This is a genomic window from Streptococcus sp. 2741, assembly GCF_013276315.1.
In the GTDB taxonomy this organism is placed as follows: Bacteria; Bacillota; Bacilli; order Lactobacillales; family Streptococcaceae; genus Streptococcus; species Streptococcus pseudopneumoniae.
Genome location: NZ_VMKU01000088.1, coordinates 1 through 14109, shown reverse-complemented (window position 1 = coordinate 14109; position 14109 = coordinate 1). Strand labels below are relative to the sequence as shown.

The 14109-nt window shown below is 39.5% G+C and carries 18 protein-coding genes and 2 pseudogenes; 16 read left to right on the top strand and 4 right to left on the bottom strand.

The features are described from left to right. Positions 1-156 precede the first annotated feature (156 nt). From HT671_RS08600 to pdxT, 8 genes and pseudogenes are all read left to right on the top strand, one after another. Positions 157-405: a hypothetical protein gene (locus HT671_RS08600; RefSeq protein WP_000777026.1), complete on the top strand. Its 249-nt coding sequence runs from the start codon at positions 157-159 to the stop codon at positions 403-405. A gap of 23 nt (positions 406-428) precedes the next feature. After that, on the top strand, positions 429-1007 hold the full coding sequence (gene pduL / locus HT671_RS08595; RefSeq protein ID WP_000405172.1) for a phosphate propanoyltransferase: 579 nt from the start codon (positions 429-431) through the stop codon (positions 1005-1007). Positions 1008-1026: 19 nt separating this feature from the next. Beyond that, a complete protein-coding gene (locus tag HT671_RS08590) occupies positions 1027-1818 on the top strand; it encodes an ABC transporter permease (RefSeq protein WP_172923127.1) in 792 nt (263 codons plus the stop codon). Positions 1819-1905: 87 nt separating this feature from the next. Then, a complete protein-coding gene (locus HT671_RS08585; RefSeq protein WP_078374384.1) occupies positions 1906-2274 on the top strand; it encodes a PqqD family peptide modification chaperone in 369 nt (122 codons plus the stop codon). Between the two features lie 209 nt (positions 2275-2483). Then, positions 2484-2655 (top strand): annotated as a pseudogene (locus tag HT671_RS11715) (IS630 family transposase); the annotation flags it as partial. Between the two features lie 195 nt (positions 2656-2850). Beyond that, positions 2851-3535, top strand: a pseudogene (locus HT671_RS11710) (IS630 family transposase); the annotation flags it as partial. Positions 3536-3743: 208 nt separating this feature from the next. Continuing rightward, a complete protein-coding gene (gene pdxS / locus HT671_RS08570; protein WP_023939837.1) occupies positions 3744-4619 on the top strand; it encodes a pyridoxal 5'-phosphate synthase lyase subunit PdxS in 876 nt (291 codons plus the stop codon). Further along, a complete protein-coding gene (gene pdxT / locus HT671_RS08565; RefSeq protein WP_023934084.1) occupies positions 4620-5201 on the top strand; it encodes a pyridoxal 5'-phosphate synthase glutaminase subunit PdxT in 582 nt (193 codons plus the stop codon). Between the two features lie 239 nt (positions 5202-5440). Here the strand turns inward: pdxT and HT671_RS08560 are convergent, their stop codons facing one another. Continuing rightward, on the bottom strand, positions 5441-6088 hold the full coding sequence (locus HT671_RS08560) for a hemolysin III family protein (protein ID WP_001097999.1): 648 nt from the start codon (positions 6086-6088) through the stop codon (positions 5441-5443). After that, the gene (locus tag HT671_RS08555) at positions 6085-6531 is read right to left on the bottom strand and encodes a DUF1836 domain-containing protein (protein ID WP_000858721.1); all 447 of its coding nucleotides are present in this window, start codon (positions 6529-6531) and stop codon (positions 6085-6087) included. The genes HT671_RS08560 and HT671_RS08555 overlap by 4 nt, the downstream gene beginning before the upstream one ends. A gap of 134 nt (positions 6532-6665) precedes the next feature. Here HT671_RS08555 and HT671_RS08550 point away from each other — a divergent pair, with 134 nt between their 5' ends. From HT671_RS08550 to trxB, 7 genes are all read left to right on the top strand, one after another. After that, entirely contained in the window at positions 6666-7160 is a 495-nt protein-coding gene (locus tag HT671_RS08550) for a GNAT family N-acetyltransferase (RefSeq protein ID WP_172923126.1), read from the top strand. After that, on the top strand, positions 7160-7678 hold the full coding sequence (locus HT671_RS08545; RefSeq protein ID WP_023934081.1) for a methylated-DNA--[protein]-cysteine S-methyltransferase: 519 nt from the start codon (positions 7160-7162) through the stop codon (positions 7676-7678). Before HT671_RS08550 ends, HT671_RS08545 begins: the two co-directional genes overlap by 1 nt. A 5-nt stretch (positions 7679-7683) precedes the next feature. Then, on the top strand, positions 7684-8040 hold the full coding sequence (locus HT671_RS08540; RefSeq protein ID WP_023934080.1) for an arsenate reductase family protein: 357 nt from the start codon (positions 7684-7686) through the stop codon (positions 8038-8040). A gap of 157 nt (positions 8041-8197) precedes the next feature. Further along, the gene (locus HT671_RS08535; protein ID WP_001103446.1) at positions 8198-8998 is read left to right on the top strand and encodes an amino acid ABC transporter permease; all 801 of its coding nucleotides are present in this window, start codon (positions 8198-8200) and stop codon (positions 8996-8998) included. Beyond that, positions 8998-9741 (top strand): amino acid ABC transporter ATP-binding protein, encoded by a 744-nt coding sequence (locus HT671_RS08530; protein WP_000590965.1) that lies wholly within the window; start codon positions 8998-9000, stop codon positions 9739-9741. Before HT671_RS08535 ends, HT671_RS08530 begins: the two co-directional genes overlap by 1 nt. A 76-nt stretch (positions 9742-9817) precedes the next feature. Then, positions 9818-10042, top strand: a complete 225-nt coding sequence (locus tag HT671_RS08525) for a DUF4059 family protein (RefSeq protein ID WP_000926599.1) — start codon at positions 9818-9820, stop codon at positions 10040-10042. A gap of 65 nt (positions 10043-10107) precedes the next feature. After that, positions 10108-11019 carry a thioredoxin-disulfide reductase gene (trxB, locus tag HT671_RS08520; RefSeq protein WP_119947794.1) on the top strand — a complete coding sequence of 304 codons (912 nt, stop codon included), beginning with the start codon at positions 10108-10110 and terminating at the stop codon, positions 11017-11019. Between the two features lie 38 nt (positions 11020-11057). On the opposite strand, the gene rlmB is transcribed toward trxB, so the two are convergent. Further along, positions 11058-11786, bottom strand: a complete 729-nt coding sequence (gene rlmB, locus HT671_RS08515) for a 23S rRNA (guanosine(2251)-2'-O)-methyltransferase RlmB (protein ID WP_138703006.1) — start codon at positions 11784-11786, stop codon at positions 11058-11060. A 44-nt stretch (positions 11787-11830) separates the two neighbouring features. Next, entirely contained in the window at positions 11831-12442 is a 612-nt protein-coding gene (gene def, locus HT671_RS08510) for a peptide deformylase (protein ID WP_004260025.1), read from the bottom strand. A 299-nt stretch (positions 12443-12741) separates the two neighbouring features. On the opposite strand from def, the gene HT671_RS08505 reads away from it, so the two are divergent. Continuing rightward, positions 12742-14061 carry a CapA family protein gene (locus HT671_RS08505; protein ID WP_172923125.1) on the top strand — a complete coding sequence of 440 codons (1320 nt, stop codon included), beginning with the start codon at positions 12742-12744 and terminating at the stop codon, positions 14059-14061. Positions 14062-14109: the final 48 nt, after the last annotated feature.

Genomic DNA, 14109 nt, shown 5'->3' with positions numbered 1-14109 from the left:
TGTTCACGTAAGTTCTTTTTCCATGTGAAGAGAGTTCTGACGCCGACATCAAAAACCTTGGCTGCCTCGACATGGCTGTGCCCCCTCTTTGATGTAATCTAATGCTCGCTGTTTAAAATCTGTACTACATGCATAGCTTTATTATAACATGCTTGTTTGAAACTAAGCGACTATAAAATATTAGCAATAAGCTTATTTAGAGATTTTAATATAGGAGGTGAAAAATATAGAGCAACAAACTTTTATATCTATACTTTTGTTGAGAACTTAGAAAGTATAGGAGATAAACCGTCACAATGGAACTCTGATTTGAATCATTTACTCAATGAAGAGGGTATGTATCTGAATAAAGAGGCTTTGATTCATTTTGAGTATAATGAATCAGAAAAAAATATGGTATTATAAATAGGAAAAGGAGATAAATTATCATGGAAATTAATCAAGTAATCATTAACATTTCTGCTAGACATGTTCATTTAAAGAGGGAACATTTAGATATTTTATTTGGTGAAGGATACCAACTAAACAAGTTAAAAGATTTGTATCAGCCTGGTGAATTCGCTGCTGAAGAACAGGTTACAATTCAGTCGGCATCTGGCGAGATTAATCGTGTCAGGGTATTAGGACCAATTCGTCCTTATACACAAGTTGAGGTTTCTAAAACAGATTCTAGATTATTAAAGATAACTCCACCAGTACGTACTTCGAGTGAGATTGAAAACTCTTCACCGATTACCATTATAGGACCTAATGGAAGAGTTAATTTAGATGAAGGGTGCATTATTGCTAATAGACATATTCACTTTGCCACAGAAGAAGCTGAGGAAATGGGTCTTAAAAATGGAGATATAGTTTCTGTTGAAGTAAAAAGCGAAAAAAGTGCTACTTTGCATGATGTTCATTGCAGAGTGAGTGATAAATATAGATTGGAAATGCATATTGATACTGATGATGCGAATGCACTTCTTTTATCAGGAGGTGAGATTGGCACGATTATAAAAGAGTAGAAATGGAGATTATCGAAAGTTGATTAAGGCATTAATAATTAGAAATTTGCAAATGTATACTAGATTTTTTCCAGTAGCTCTATTCCTGAATCGATTGTTAGATGCCATTTTTCAGCTTTTAGGGTATTGGTTAATTGCTCATTATCTTTTTAATAACAAATTAGTAGTTAGTCAAGTAGAAGTGATTGATTATTTTACTTTCGCTGCTGCTGGGATGCTTTACTACAATGTTGCTGTTGCTATTTTGATGAATGTAGGGCGTTCATTGATGGTTGAGGTCCGAGAGGGAACCTTGGAAAGCTTATTTATAACTCCATATAGTATTTTCAGCTATTATATAGGCGTGTTCATTGAACAGCTTGGAAGAACTTTTATGGAGTTTTGTTCACTTTTTATTATTTCTATTTTGCTCGGTGCAAAGTTCATGGCAACTCCAATATCCTATTGGCTGTTGAGTTATATTGTTATTGTTTTAATATCATTTTCTATGAGTGTTTTTGTTGCTAACATAATGCTCTGGTTAAGAGATACATTTATAAGTCAGAATACGTTATTTATTTTGATATTTTTAGTATCTGGTGTTACATTTCCTAGGACAGTGCTTCTTGATTTTCTAAAATGTGTTGGTGATTTATTACCAATTACTTATGGCTTAGAGATAGTTAGACTAATATCTTCTGGAGATTTGGAATCGCTTCAACTATGTCTATTGATTTTTAAAGTTTTACTTCTCTCATTAGTTTTTATTGTGATTGGCTTGCTCAGCTATAAAAAGGTGGAGAAGAAAGTGATCGAATATTTAACAATTTAGGAGAATTCCGATGTTAGAAGTAAAAAATGTATCTAAAAGTTATCTTACAAAAACGAAGATTAATTTACTAAAAAGAAAAAGTAAGCTATTAATAATGTTTCATTAAAAATTCCAAGAGGAAAAATAATTGGAGTTTTAGGAGAAAATGGGGCAGGCAAAACAACCTTAATAAAAATGATGACAACGCTTCTAAAACAAGATTCAGGAGAAATTACAATTAATGGAATTGATATTAATGATAATTTAAAGGATACTCGAAGTAAAATCAATGTTATAAGTGATGGAGAGAGAAATCTTTTTATATGGTCTAAAATTGATACTTCAATTTCATATGACCACTTATTGAGAAAATTAACATCTGAATATGATGTGTCAGAGAAAAAAGCAGATAAAGACTTGAAAAGAATTATTAATCAATTTAGTGAACTTGAGTTTGTTTCAGTTAAGGGAGGTTAATGTTGCTTTTTCTGAAATATATTTAATGCTTATATCGAAAATACTTAGAAAAGTCTTGAAGTTTTGTGGCTCTTTATCAACTTGTAGTGGGGTGATGAAAAGAGTGGTTAATACTAGACATACTTCAAAAAGCATTGTACGATAGTAACATGAAATTAGCTAAACAAGAAATCACCTTTCTCTTTAAAGACCTTACTAAGCCTCTAACACAAAGTCTTCCAATCGTTCTGCTTTGTTTGATGGGAAAATCCTATCAAGAGATGATAGAGCGTCTAGACTGTAGTTTGGTGAAATTTAAAGAAGGATGAGGAGTTAGGTTCGGACTCTCTCCTTCAAGAAAGATGTGGTGGTTGTAACCACGTTTATATGACAGTCAAGGAATAGATAGTTTTCCGGTCATTTGAAAACTTCAGAGGAAGAGGAAGTTGTTACAGTAGATTTCCTGCAAAATCTAGATTGAATTGTAATAAAAATGAATTCATTGCTTATAACGTACCGGACTAGGATATACAGGCCGTTGTAGGACAAGTGTTCTAGAGATTGTTTCTCAGGAGGTTTAGTGATACTCCATTTCTTCAGTCCTATCAAAAGGAGATTAGTCGTTCCTACACAGGTGATGCTTTCTGTCAACTGTTGAAGCGACATAGCTGGCGCACTGTTGCCCTAGATCCTAAGAAAGCAGGCGCTCAAACCATTGCCGCGTCTAAACATCCCATCTCTATTCAAGAAGGTAAGAAAACGCTTTAAAGATAGTAGATGCTTTCGTAAGCTTGGGTTCATGCATCAAAGATGAGGCTGGTTTCGGATAGGCAGTAAACTAGGATCTTGTTAGCCACCTAAAGGAATAGGTCCTCCTGTCCATAGTCATTCCGTGCATGAATTCTCTTACTGTTAGAGAGCTGTTGATGCTTATAGAGGAGCATCTTTTTTCCTGCTTGCCGGAGGATGCCATACTGAATGGAGGAAAGCTTGTTTACAAGAACTGTCACAGGCCTATCCAACTGATTTTATTTTACTAGTCATGGATCATGCCCTAGGGAATCCATCAAGTAGCTTAACTATTCCAAATCATATTGGCTTTCCCTTTATTCCCCCATACAGGCCAGAGATGAATCCTATTGAACAGATGCAGAAAGAGCTTGGTGAAGGTGGCTTCCAGAATAAAGCATTTCAAACCTTGGAAGCTGGCATTGATACATTTCAAGAGATCATACAAGGATTAGAGAGGAGTGTTGTAAAGTCCATCGTTAAAAGAGAATGAACCAGAATGCTTTTTGAAAATAGATATGAGTATTAGTTGAACTGCCCTATGCCGAACGGCACCTACGGTGGTGTGAGAGGGACTAGTCTTAGCCCCTACTCGATTCAATCTGTACCCATACAATTCTTCTTTTTTTATCTTGTGATTCACTCTGTTCTATTTTAAAATGAAATGGTAGCTACCAATATAAATGATGAGGATAAAACAAATGACTGAAAATCGTTATGAATTAAATAAAAATTTGGCACAGATGCTCAAAGGTGGGGTTATCATGGACGTTCAAAATCCTGAACAGGCTCGTATTGCAGAGGCTGCTGGTGCGGCTGCTGTTATGGCTTTGGAGCGGATTCCAGCTGATATTCGTGCAGCTGGTGGTGTTTCCCGTATGAGTGATCCAAAGATGATTAAGGAAATCCAAGAAGCGGTTAGCATTCCAGTGATGGCTAAGGTTAGAATCGGGCATTTTGTTGAAGCTCAGATTTTAGAGGCTATTGAGATTGACTATATCGATGAGAGTGAAGTTTTATCTCCAGCTGACGATCGTTTCCATGTGGACAAGAAAGAATTTCAAGTACCTTTTGTTTGTGGTGCCAAGGACTTGGGGGAAGCCTTGCGTCGTATCGCTGAAGGTGCTTCCATGATTCGTACTAAAGGAGAACCGGGTACAGGAGATATTGTCCAAGCTGTTCGCCATATGCGTATGATGAATCAGGAAATTCGCCGTGTTCAAAACCTACGTGAGGACGAACTTTATGTTGCTGCTAAGGACTTGCAAGTCCCTGTAGAATTGGTTCAATATGTCCATGAACATGGAAAATTGCCAGTTGTAAACTTCGCAGCTGGAGGCGTTGCAACACCAGCAGATGCTGCGCTGATGATGCAGTTAGGGGCAGAGGGGGTCTTTGTCGGTTCAGGTATTTTCAAGTCAGGAGATCCTGTTAAACGAGCGAGTGCCATTGTTAAGGCTGTGACTAACTTCCGTAATCCTCAAATACTGGCTCAAATCTCTGAAGATTTAGGAGAAGCCATGGTTGGTATCAATGAAAATGAAATCCAAATTCTCATGGCAGAGAGAGGAAAATAGATGAAAATCGGAATATTGGCCTTGCAAGGTGCCTTTGCAGAACATGTAAAAGTGCTAGAAAAATTAGGAGTCGATAGTGTCGAACTCAGAAATTTAGAAGATTTCCAGAAATATCAAAATGAACTGTCTGGCTTGATATTACCTGGAGGAGAGTCTACAACCATGGGCAAGCTCTTACGAGATCAACATATGATGACTCCTATAAGAGAAGCTATTTTATCTGGTTTACCAGTCTTTGGAACCTGTGCGGGCTTGATCCTGCTGGCTAAGGAAATCACTTCTCAGGACGAGAGTCATCTTGGAACAATGGATATGGTGGTCGAGCGCAATGCCTATGGACGCCAACTAGGAAGTTTCTATACGGAAGCAGAATGTAAGGGAGTTGGTCAGATTCCAATGACCTTTATCCGTGGTCCAATTATCAGCAGTGTTGGAGAAGATGTAGAAATTCTAGCAACAGTGAATAATCAAATCGTTGCAGCCCAAGAAAAAAATATGTTGGTAACTTCTTTTCATCCTGAATTGACTGATGATGTAAGCTTGCACCAGTACTTTATAAATATATGTGAAGAAAAAAGATAGTAAAAAAGCGCAAAAAATCACTTCCTGTGCTATACTATAATTGAAATTTTTTTAGTTTTTGCGTTAGAAATGTTTCCTCAGTCCTAGCGCCTTTTCTTTTTGATAAGTATGCTTGGTGGAGAGTAGTTTGTAAATGATTCTGAAGATCTTATGAGCACAAGCAATGACGGCTTTCATATTGCTTCCTCTTTAGGAAATTCGATTATAAAACTCTAAGCAGGCTCTGCCTGCTTAGAGTTTTACATGTAATAAACAATGGCGATGTATTGGAGTGCGGACGCAGCTAGGATAAAGAGATGCCAAATCATGTGGAAATAAGGTTTTTTCTTGGCGTAAAATCCAGCCCCAACTGTATAAGAGAGTCCGCCAGTTACCATGAGACTCCAGAAAATTGGTGTCGTTTGACTGATAATGGCAGGAATGATAGCCAGAACCAACCAGCCCATAATCAGGTAAAGAGCAAGGCTAAATTTTTCATTGACTTTTTTAGCAAGGATTTTATAGAGAATACCAAAGATGGTCGTTCCCCATTGGATAGCAATAATCAGATAGCCAAACCAGTTATTCATCAAGGTTAAGACGACTGGCGTATAAGAGCCTGCGATAGCCACATAAATCATAGAATGGTCAATAATTCTCAAGACGTATTTGTGGGTCGAACCATAGGCCATAGAGTGGTAAATGGTGGATGAGAGGAACATGAGAAAGAGACTGATAACGAAAATGGAAACGCCGATAGAGGATAAAAAGCCATGTGCTTCGTAACTATAGGTGGATGAAATAGGGAGTAAGATGAGCATGATGACTGCACCCACAGCATGGGTCACACTATTAGCAATCTCTTCTCCGAAACTGAGTTGTTTGCTGAGTTTAAGACTAGTGTTCATTGGATTACCTCCTCTTGAGTATGATGGATTAAGGCTAGGGTTTGATGATAGAGTTTAACGGTTTGGCAGCTGGTTTGGATGATAGGGTTAGCTGGGTCAATTCCTTGGTTCATGTAGTTCACAAAAGCATCGTAGAGTTGCTCTGAACTTGCTTGACTTTGTAGAGTATTCAGTGTCTGAGCGATTTCTTGAATCGAAAATACAGACTTGAGGGTTGTGATAGCAATCAGACGGGCAATCTGTTGACGTTGGTATTTTTTCTTGTCAGGTTTTGTCAGGTAACCATGTTTGACATAATTGTTAACCATAGATGCTGTCAGGCCTTTGTCTTTATCAGGAGAGATAGGGGCACAGACCTGATTGACATAGAGTAAAACCTGGTCCAGATAGAGGTCAATATTTGGAATTTCTGCCCATTTTGGGTAGGAAAAGGTAGTTTTCATTTTCAACTCCTTTTTATCTAGTTTTAATAACTAGATTATAAAATAACAAAAACAGAAAGTCAAGTTTTAACTGCTTGTAGAAAGACTTAAATTATGCTAGGATGGGAGAAACTAGTCAGAAATGAGGAGAAAAGATGGAGATTCGTTTAGCTTTTCCAAATGAAGTAGATGACATCATGCAAGTGATGGAGGATGCTAAAAAATGTTTAGCGGATGCTGGTAGTGACCAGTGGCAAAATGGTTATCCAAATGCTGATATTATTATTGAAGATATTATCTCAGGTCAAGCCTATGTAGCCTTGGAAGAGGGAGAACTACTAGCCTATGCTGCTGTGACCAAGAGTCCAGAGGCAGCCTATGAAGCCATTTATGAAGGCAACTGGCAAGTTGGGGAGTCAGAGTACCTAGTCTTTCACCGTATTGCTGTGGCAGCAGATGTGCAGGGACAGGGAGTTGTTCAAACCTTTTTAGAGGGCTTGATTGAAGGTTTTGATTATCTAGATTTTCGCTCAGATACGCATGCTGAAAACAAAGCTATGCAGCATATTTTTGAAAAACTCGGTTTTAAACAGGTTGGTAAGGTTCCAGTTGATGGCGAACGCTTGGCCTATCAAAAATTAAAGAAATAATGCAAAAGAAGTATGTAAAAATGCTCTATTCTTCGCCGATTGGCTCCCTTTCTCTCGTAGCTGATGACCATTATTTGTATGGAATTTGGGTTCAGGAGCAGAAGCATTTTGAGAGGGGACTAGGAGATGAGACGATAGAAGCAGTTGTTAGTCATCCCATTTTAGACCCAGTTATTACTTGCTTAGATGCTTACTTTAAAGGCAAGCCTAAGGATTTATCCGACTTGCCCTTGGCTCCAATTGGAACGGATTTTGAAAAGCGAGTTTGGGACTATTTACAGGGAATTCCTTATGGTCAGACAGTGACATATGGGCAAATAGCCCAAGACCTGCAAGTGCCTTCTGCTCAAGCAATTGGTGGAGCGGTAGGACGCAATCCTTGGTCTATTCTAGTACCTTGTCACCGTGTGCTGGGAGCAGGCAAGCGTCTGACTGGTTATGCCGCAGGAGTGGAAAAGAAAGCCTGGCTCTTGGAGTATGAAGGCGCAGATTTTAAAGATATAAATAATAGAAAGTGAAAGACATGTTAGAATTTATCGAATACCCAAAATGTTCAACTTGTAAAAAAGCAAAACAAGAATTAAACCAACTCGGTGTGGACTACAAAGCCGTCCATATCGCCGAAGAAACACCTAGCCAAGAAGTTATTTTAAACTGGCTGGAAACCTCAGGGTTTGAATTGAAGCAATTTTTTAACACCAGTGGAATCAAATACCGTGAATTAGGGTTAAAAGATAAGGTAGGAAGTCTGTCAAACCAAGAAGCAGCTGAGTTGCTAGCAAGCGACGGCATGTTGTTAAAACGGCCAATTTTAGTAGAAAATGGAACTGTTAAACAAATCGGTTATCGAAAACCTTATGAAGAATTGGGATTGAAATAGTTTTTACTTATCTCTCTGATAGATAAAATATATAACCTCCCTGTTTTAAAGTATGATAAACTAGTAGGTAGACAAAGACTGTATCTGACCGTAGCAAATAATTTCATTGACGGCAGAAGTATGGTAGAATGAATCATTATCAGGAGAGGATGTTTTTATGAATGTTACAACGATTTTAGCATCAGATTGGTATCAAAACTTGATGCAATTGATTCCGGATGGCAAGCTTTTTAGCTTGCGTTCGGTCTTTGATGGAATTCCGAGAATTGTTCAACAACTTCCAACAACGATTATGTTGACAATTGGTGGTGCCTTTTTTGGCTTGGTTTTGGCGCTTCTTTTTGCCATTGTGAAGATCAATCGTGTTAAGATTTTATATCCCTTGCAGGCCTTCTTTGTTAGTTTCTTAAAAGGGACACCGATTTTAGTGCAGCTCATGTTGACCTACTACGGAATTCCTTTGGCTTTGAAAGCCCTCAATCAGCAATGGGGGACTGGTCTCAATATCAATGCCATTCCAGCAGCAGCTTTTGCGATTGTTGCTTTTGCTTTCAATGAGGCAGCTTATGCCAGTGAAACCATTCGTGCAGCCATTCTCTCAGTCAATCCTGGTGAGATTGAGGCGGCACGTAGTCTGGGGATGACCCGAGCACAAGTTTATCGTCGCGTGATTATTCCAAATGCGGCCGTTGTGGCGACTCCAACCTTGATTAACTCCCTCATCGGCTTGACCAAGGGAACTTCCCTAGCCTTTAGTGCGGGTGTTGTGGAAGTCTTTGCCCAAGCTCAGATTTTGGGTGGTGCCGATTATCGTTATTTTGAGCGCTTCATCTCCGTTGCTCTTGTTTATTGGGTAGTCAATATCGGAATTGAGAGCCTTGGTCGTTTCATCGAGAGAAAAATGGCTATTTCTGCACCAGATACAGTGCAAACAGATGTGAAAGGAGACCTTCGTTAATGATTAAGATTTCGAATTTAAGCAAATCCTTTTCAGGACAGACTGTCTTGGATCATCTGGACTTGGATATTCAAAAAGGGGAAGTTGTAGCCTTGATTGGTTCTTCAGGAGCTGGAAAATCAACCTTTCTTCGCAGTCTCAATTATCTTGAAACACCTGATAGTGGCTCGATTCAGATTGATGATTTCTCGGTTGATTTTTCTAAAATCACTCAAGAAGAAATCCTTGCCCTACGTCGCAAGTTATCTATGGTATTTCAGCAGTTTAATTTGTTTGAGCGCCGTACAGCACTTGATAATGTGAAAGAAGGCTTGGTTGTTGTCAAGAAATTATCTGACCAAGAAGCGACTAAGATTGCCAAGGAAGAGTTGGCTAAGGTTGGGCTTTCTGATCGTGAAAACCATTACCCTCGCCATTTATCAGGTGGACAAAAGCAACGGGTTGCCTTGGCGCGTGCGCTTGCTATGAAACCAGATGTCTTGCTCTTAGATGAACCAACTTCAGCCCTTGACCCAGAATTGGTCGGTGAAGTAGAGAAGTCTATTGCAGATGCTGCTAAGTCAGGTCAGACCATGATTTTGGTCAGTCATGACATGTCCTTTGTAGCCCAAGTGGCTGATAAGATTCTCTTCTTAGATAAGGGGAAAATCATCGAGTCTGGAACACCAGATGAGATTATCCACCATCCTAAAGAAGAGCGGACAAAAGAATTCTTCGCTAGTTACAAACGGACTTATATTTGATATAATAGATAAAGAAAAACTCAGTTAGCTGGACTAGCTGAGTTTACTCTTTAAAAAGATAGAAATGAGAGAAATCATGCTACTGCAACTATTTTCTTTATATTTCGAGAGTTTGATCTTAACCACCATCCTCGTCCTGATTTTTTTAGGAATTTGGATTGGACTGAGAGCCATGTCGGGAGTTGATAAGACAGCCAAGGCTCGCCAAGCCCATCTCTATGATATGATTATGATTGGGGTCTTGGTTGTTCCAGTATTATCCTTTGCGGTTATGAGTTTAATTCTTGTTTTCAAGGCATAATCCTTGCGTGATTGACAAGAAAGAGTTAGAATAAAGATAGTTACAACAAGAAAGAAGGAAACTATATGTACGATACTATTATTATCGGTGCTGGACCTGCAGGGATGACTGCAGCCTTGTATGCTGCTCGAAGCAATTTGAAAGTAGCTTTGATTGAAGGTGGTCTGCCAGGTGGTCAGATGAATAATACATCTGATATCGAAAATTACCCAGGATATGCTAATATTAGTGGACCTGAATTGGCAGAAAAGATGTTTGAACCGCTTGAAAATCTCGGTGTTGAGCACATTTATGCTTATGTTGAAAATGTCCAAGACCATGGTGATTTTAAGAAAGTGATGACTGATGACCAAACATATGAAACACGTACAGTTATCGTAGCAACTGGTTCTAAACACCGTCCTTTGGGAGTACCTGGAGAAGAAGAACTGAACAGTCGTGGTGTTTCTTACTGTGCCGTGTGTGATGGTGCCTTCTTCCGTGACCAAGATTTATTGGTAGTTGGTGGTGGAGATTCAGCGGTTGAAGAAGCCCTCTTCTTGACTCGCTTTGCCAAGACTGTTACCATTGTTCACCGTCGTGACCAACTTCGTGCTCAAAAGGTTTTACAAGACCGAGCCTTTGCGAATGAGAAAATCAGCTTTATCTGGGATTCTGTAGTCAAGGAAATCAAGGGTGAAAACCGAGTAGAATCTGTCGTATTTGAAAATGTGAAAACAGGTCAAGTGACAGAGCAAGCCTTCGGCGGTGTCTTTATCTATGTTGGTTTGGACCCTGTTAGCGATTTTGTTAAAGAATTGAATATTCAAGATCAGGCAGGTTGGATTGTGACAGATAACCACATGAAAACTGCAGTTGATGGTATTTTTGCGGTTGGAGATGTTCGCTTGAAAGACCTTCGCCAAGTTACAACAGCAGTTGGAGATGGAGCTATCGCTGGTCAAGAAGCCTATAAATTTATCACAGAACATAGTTAATCATAAAAAAGTTTCCAATCAGATGACTGGAAACTTTTTTATAGTCTATTTCGGAAAACTTCGTACATGAGAATGGCCGCAGCAACACTAGCATTAAGGCTTTGAACATGTCCATTCATGGGAATGGTAATCATTTCATCGACCTGTTTTTTGATGTTGCTAGAGATACCTTTTCCTTCATTTCCGATGATGAGGGCAATTTTCCCTTTTGTATTCCACTTGTGGCAAGGAGTACCATTCATATCCGTTCCAAAGGTCCAGAATCCTTCATCCTTGAGTTTGTCTAGAGTTTGACTGAGATTGGTCACTCGAGCGATTGGAACGTGCTCAATAGCACCTGTTGCTGTTTTAGCAACGACAGGAGTAACTCCGACAGCACGGTGCTTGGGAATGATGACACCTGAAACATTGGTCGCATCAGCGGTTCTTAAGATGGAGCCTAAGTTGTGAGGATCAGTTAACCCGTCCAGAATCAATAGCAAAGGATTTTCTTCTTGACGCGTTTTGGCAAGAATGTGATTCAGCTCGCTATAGGCAAATTCAGACACTCGTAGAACAAAACCTTGATGGACAGCACCTTCAGTCATCTCAGAGAGGGATTTTTTTGAAGTCCAAGAAATGGACACCTTCTTTTCTGTAGCCAGTTCCTTGACTTTCTCAACATTCTTACCTCGGAGATCTTCTTGGAGGTAGAGTTTGTTTCCTGTGTTTGCAAGGAGGGCTTCGGTAACGGCGTGGACGCCATAGACAATATCATTTGTTTTCATGCCTCTATTATAACACAAAACCCCGTCTTGCAACGGGATTTTCTTTATTCGAGAATCAGTAAACCATCTTTAACTGCAAATGGGTCTTTTTCATTGATACGATCGTAAAACATGATTCCGTTGATGTGGTCAATTTCATGCTGAACAACAATAGAGTTGTAGCCTTTGAGTTTGATGCGGTGTTTTTCTCCATCCTTGTCAAAGTAGTCAACAGTAACACGAGCATGGCGCACCACATAGCCAGGCACGTTGCGGTCAACAGAGAGGCAACCTTCTCCTTCACCAAGAGCAGCATCTTGAACCGAGTGAGAGACGATTTTGGGATTGTACATAATGGCTTGCAAATCGTAGGCTTCCTCTGGAGTTTCTCCTTCTTCAACAATATTTGGCACCAAAACAGCGATAATGCGTTTTGAGATATCCAACTGAGGAGCAGCAAGTCCAACCCCACCACGGAGTCCCATCTTTTCAGCCATGACCGGATCTTGGGAATGTTTGAGGAATTGCATCATCTTTTCGCCTAGGATGATTTCCTGGTCAGATAGGGGGAAAGTAACTTCCTCAGCAACCGCGCGTAGAGTTGGGTTCCCTTCGCGAATAATATCGTTCATATCAATTAAGTGAGCAGCTTTTGTAATACGTTCTATAGCAGACATTTTCTCTCCTTTCATTACCTCTACATGATAACACAAAATGACAAGGATTGAAAGTATTACAGCCTTTAGGATTTATAGAAAATAGATAGGAAGTTCAATTCATACTCAATGAAAATCAAAGAGCAAACTAAGAAGCTAGCCGTAGGNNGATAGAACTGACGAAGTCGGTAACATATATACGGTAAGGCGACGCTGACGTGGTTTGAAGAGATTTTCGAAGAGTATCAATTGTGAAAGAATTACTTATCTATGATATAATAAAAAGAAAAGGCTTGCATAAGAAAGTAGGGAGAATGAAGATGAAAAGAAGACAAAATCGAAATCAGGGTGGTTTAGCTTTTCGTTTTATGAATGGCTTGGTAAACTTTTTTAGGAGTTATCGCAGGTGGAGCAATAAAGGATTTGTGGCGGTACTCTTGCTAGCAGTTGCTTTATCAATGGGCTTGGTCTTGTTGGTTGAAAGTTTCCAAGGAATCCCTTTAACCAGTCAAAAACGAGATACTATTTCTCAAGAGGGGACTAAGCAAAAGTCTCAGGAGCAGGAAGAGGAAAAAACTGCCAGAATTATGGCTAATGGGGATTTGCTCTACCACGATGGACTTTTCTTTTCAGCTAAAAAAGAAGACGGTACCTATGACTTTCATGAGAATTTTGAGTATGTGACACCTTGGCTCAAGCAAGCAGATTTAGCTATTGGTGACTTTGAAGGAACCATCAATAAGGATCATTATTTAGCGGGTTATCCTCTCTTTAATGCTCCTGCTGAAGTTATGGATGCCATTAAGGATGCAGGTTATCATGTGCTGGATTTAGCTCATAATCATATTTTGGATTCGCAAATTGAGGGAGTTATTTCAACGGCCGATATTATTGAGAAAGCTGGAATCACTCCAATCGGAGTTTATACGCACGAGCCACGTGATCAGGCTCCGCTGATCATTAAGGAAGTGAATGGTATCAAGGTTGCTCTTTTGGCCTATTCCTATGGTTTCAATGGAATTGAGCAGTATATTTCTCAGGAAGACTATAATCGTTATCTTTCAGATTTAAACGAAGATAAGATGAAGGCTGAAATTGAACGGGCAGAGAAGGAAGCAGATATCACCATTATCATGCCTCAGATGGGTGTGGAGTATCGCTTGGAACCAACTGAAGAACAAAAAGCTCTTTATCACAAGATGATCGATTGGGGAGCGGATATTATCTTTGGAGGGCATCCTCACGTTGTGGAACCATCTGAAACGGTTGAAAAAGATGGAGAAAAGAAACTCATTATCTATTCAATGGGGAACTTCATTTCCAATCAACGGATTGAATCTATGGGAGATGAAGAAAATGCTAAGTGGACTGAACGTGGCGTTCTCATGGACGTGACCATTAAGAAGAAGGATGGAAAAACAACTATCGGAACAGCTAAAGCTCATCCTACTTGGGTCAATCGAACACCAAAGGGAACCTTTTCACCAGAAGGCTATCCTTTATATCATTATCAAACCTATATCTTGGAAGATTTTATAGAGGGTGGCAGTCATCGTGATCAGTTAGATGAAGCGACTAAGGAACGAATTGATACAGCCTATAAAGAAATGAACGAACATGTGGGATTGAAGTGGGACTAGCTTGAATAGACTTCCTGCGAAACAAAATATGATATAATCCCGACTTTA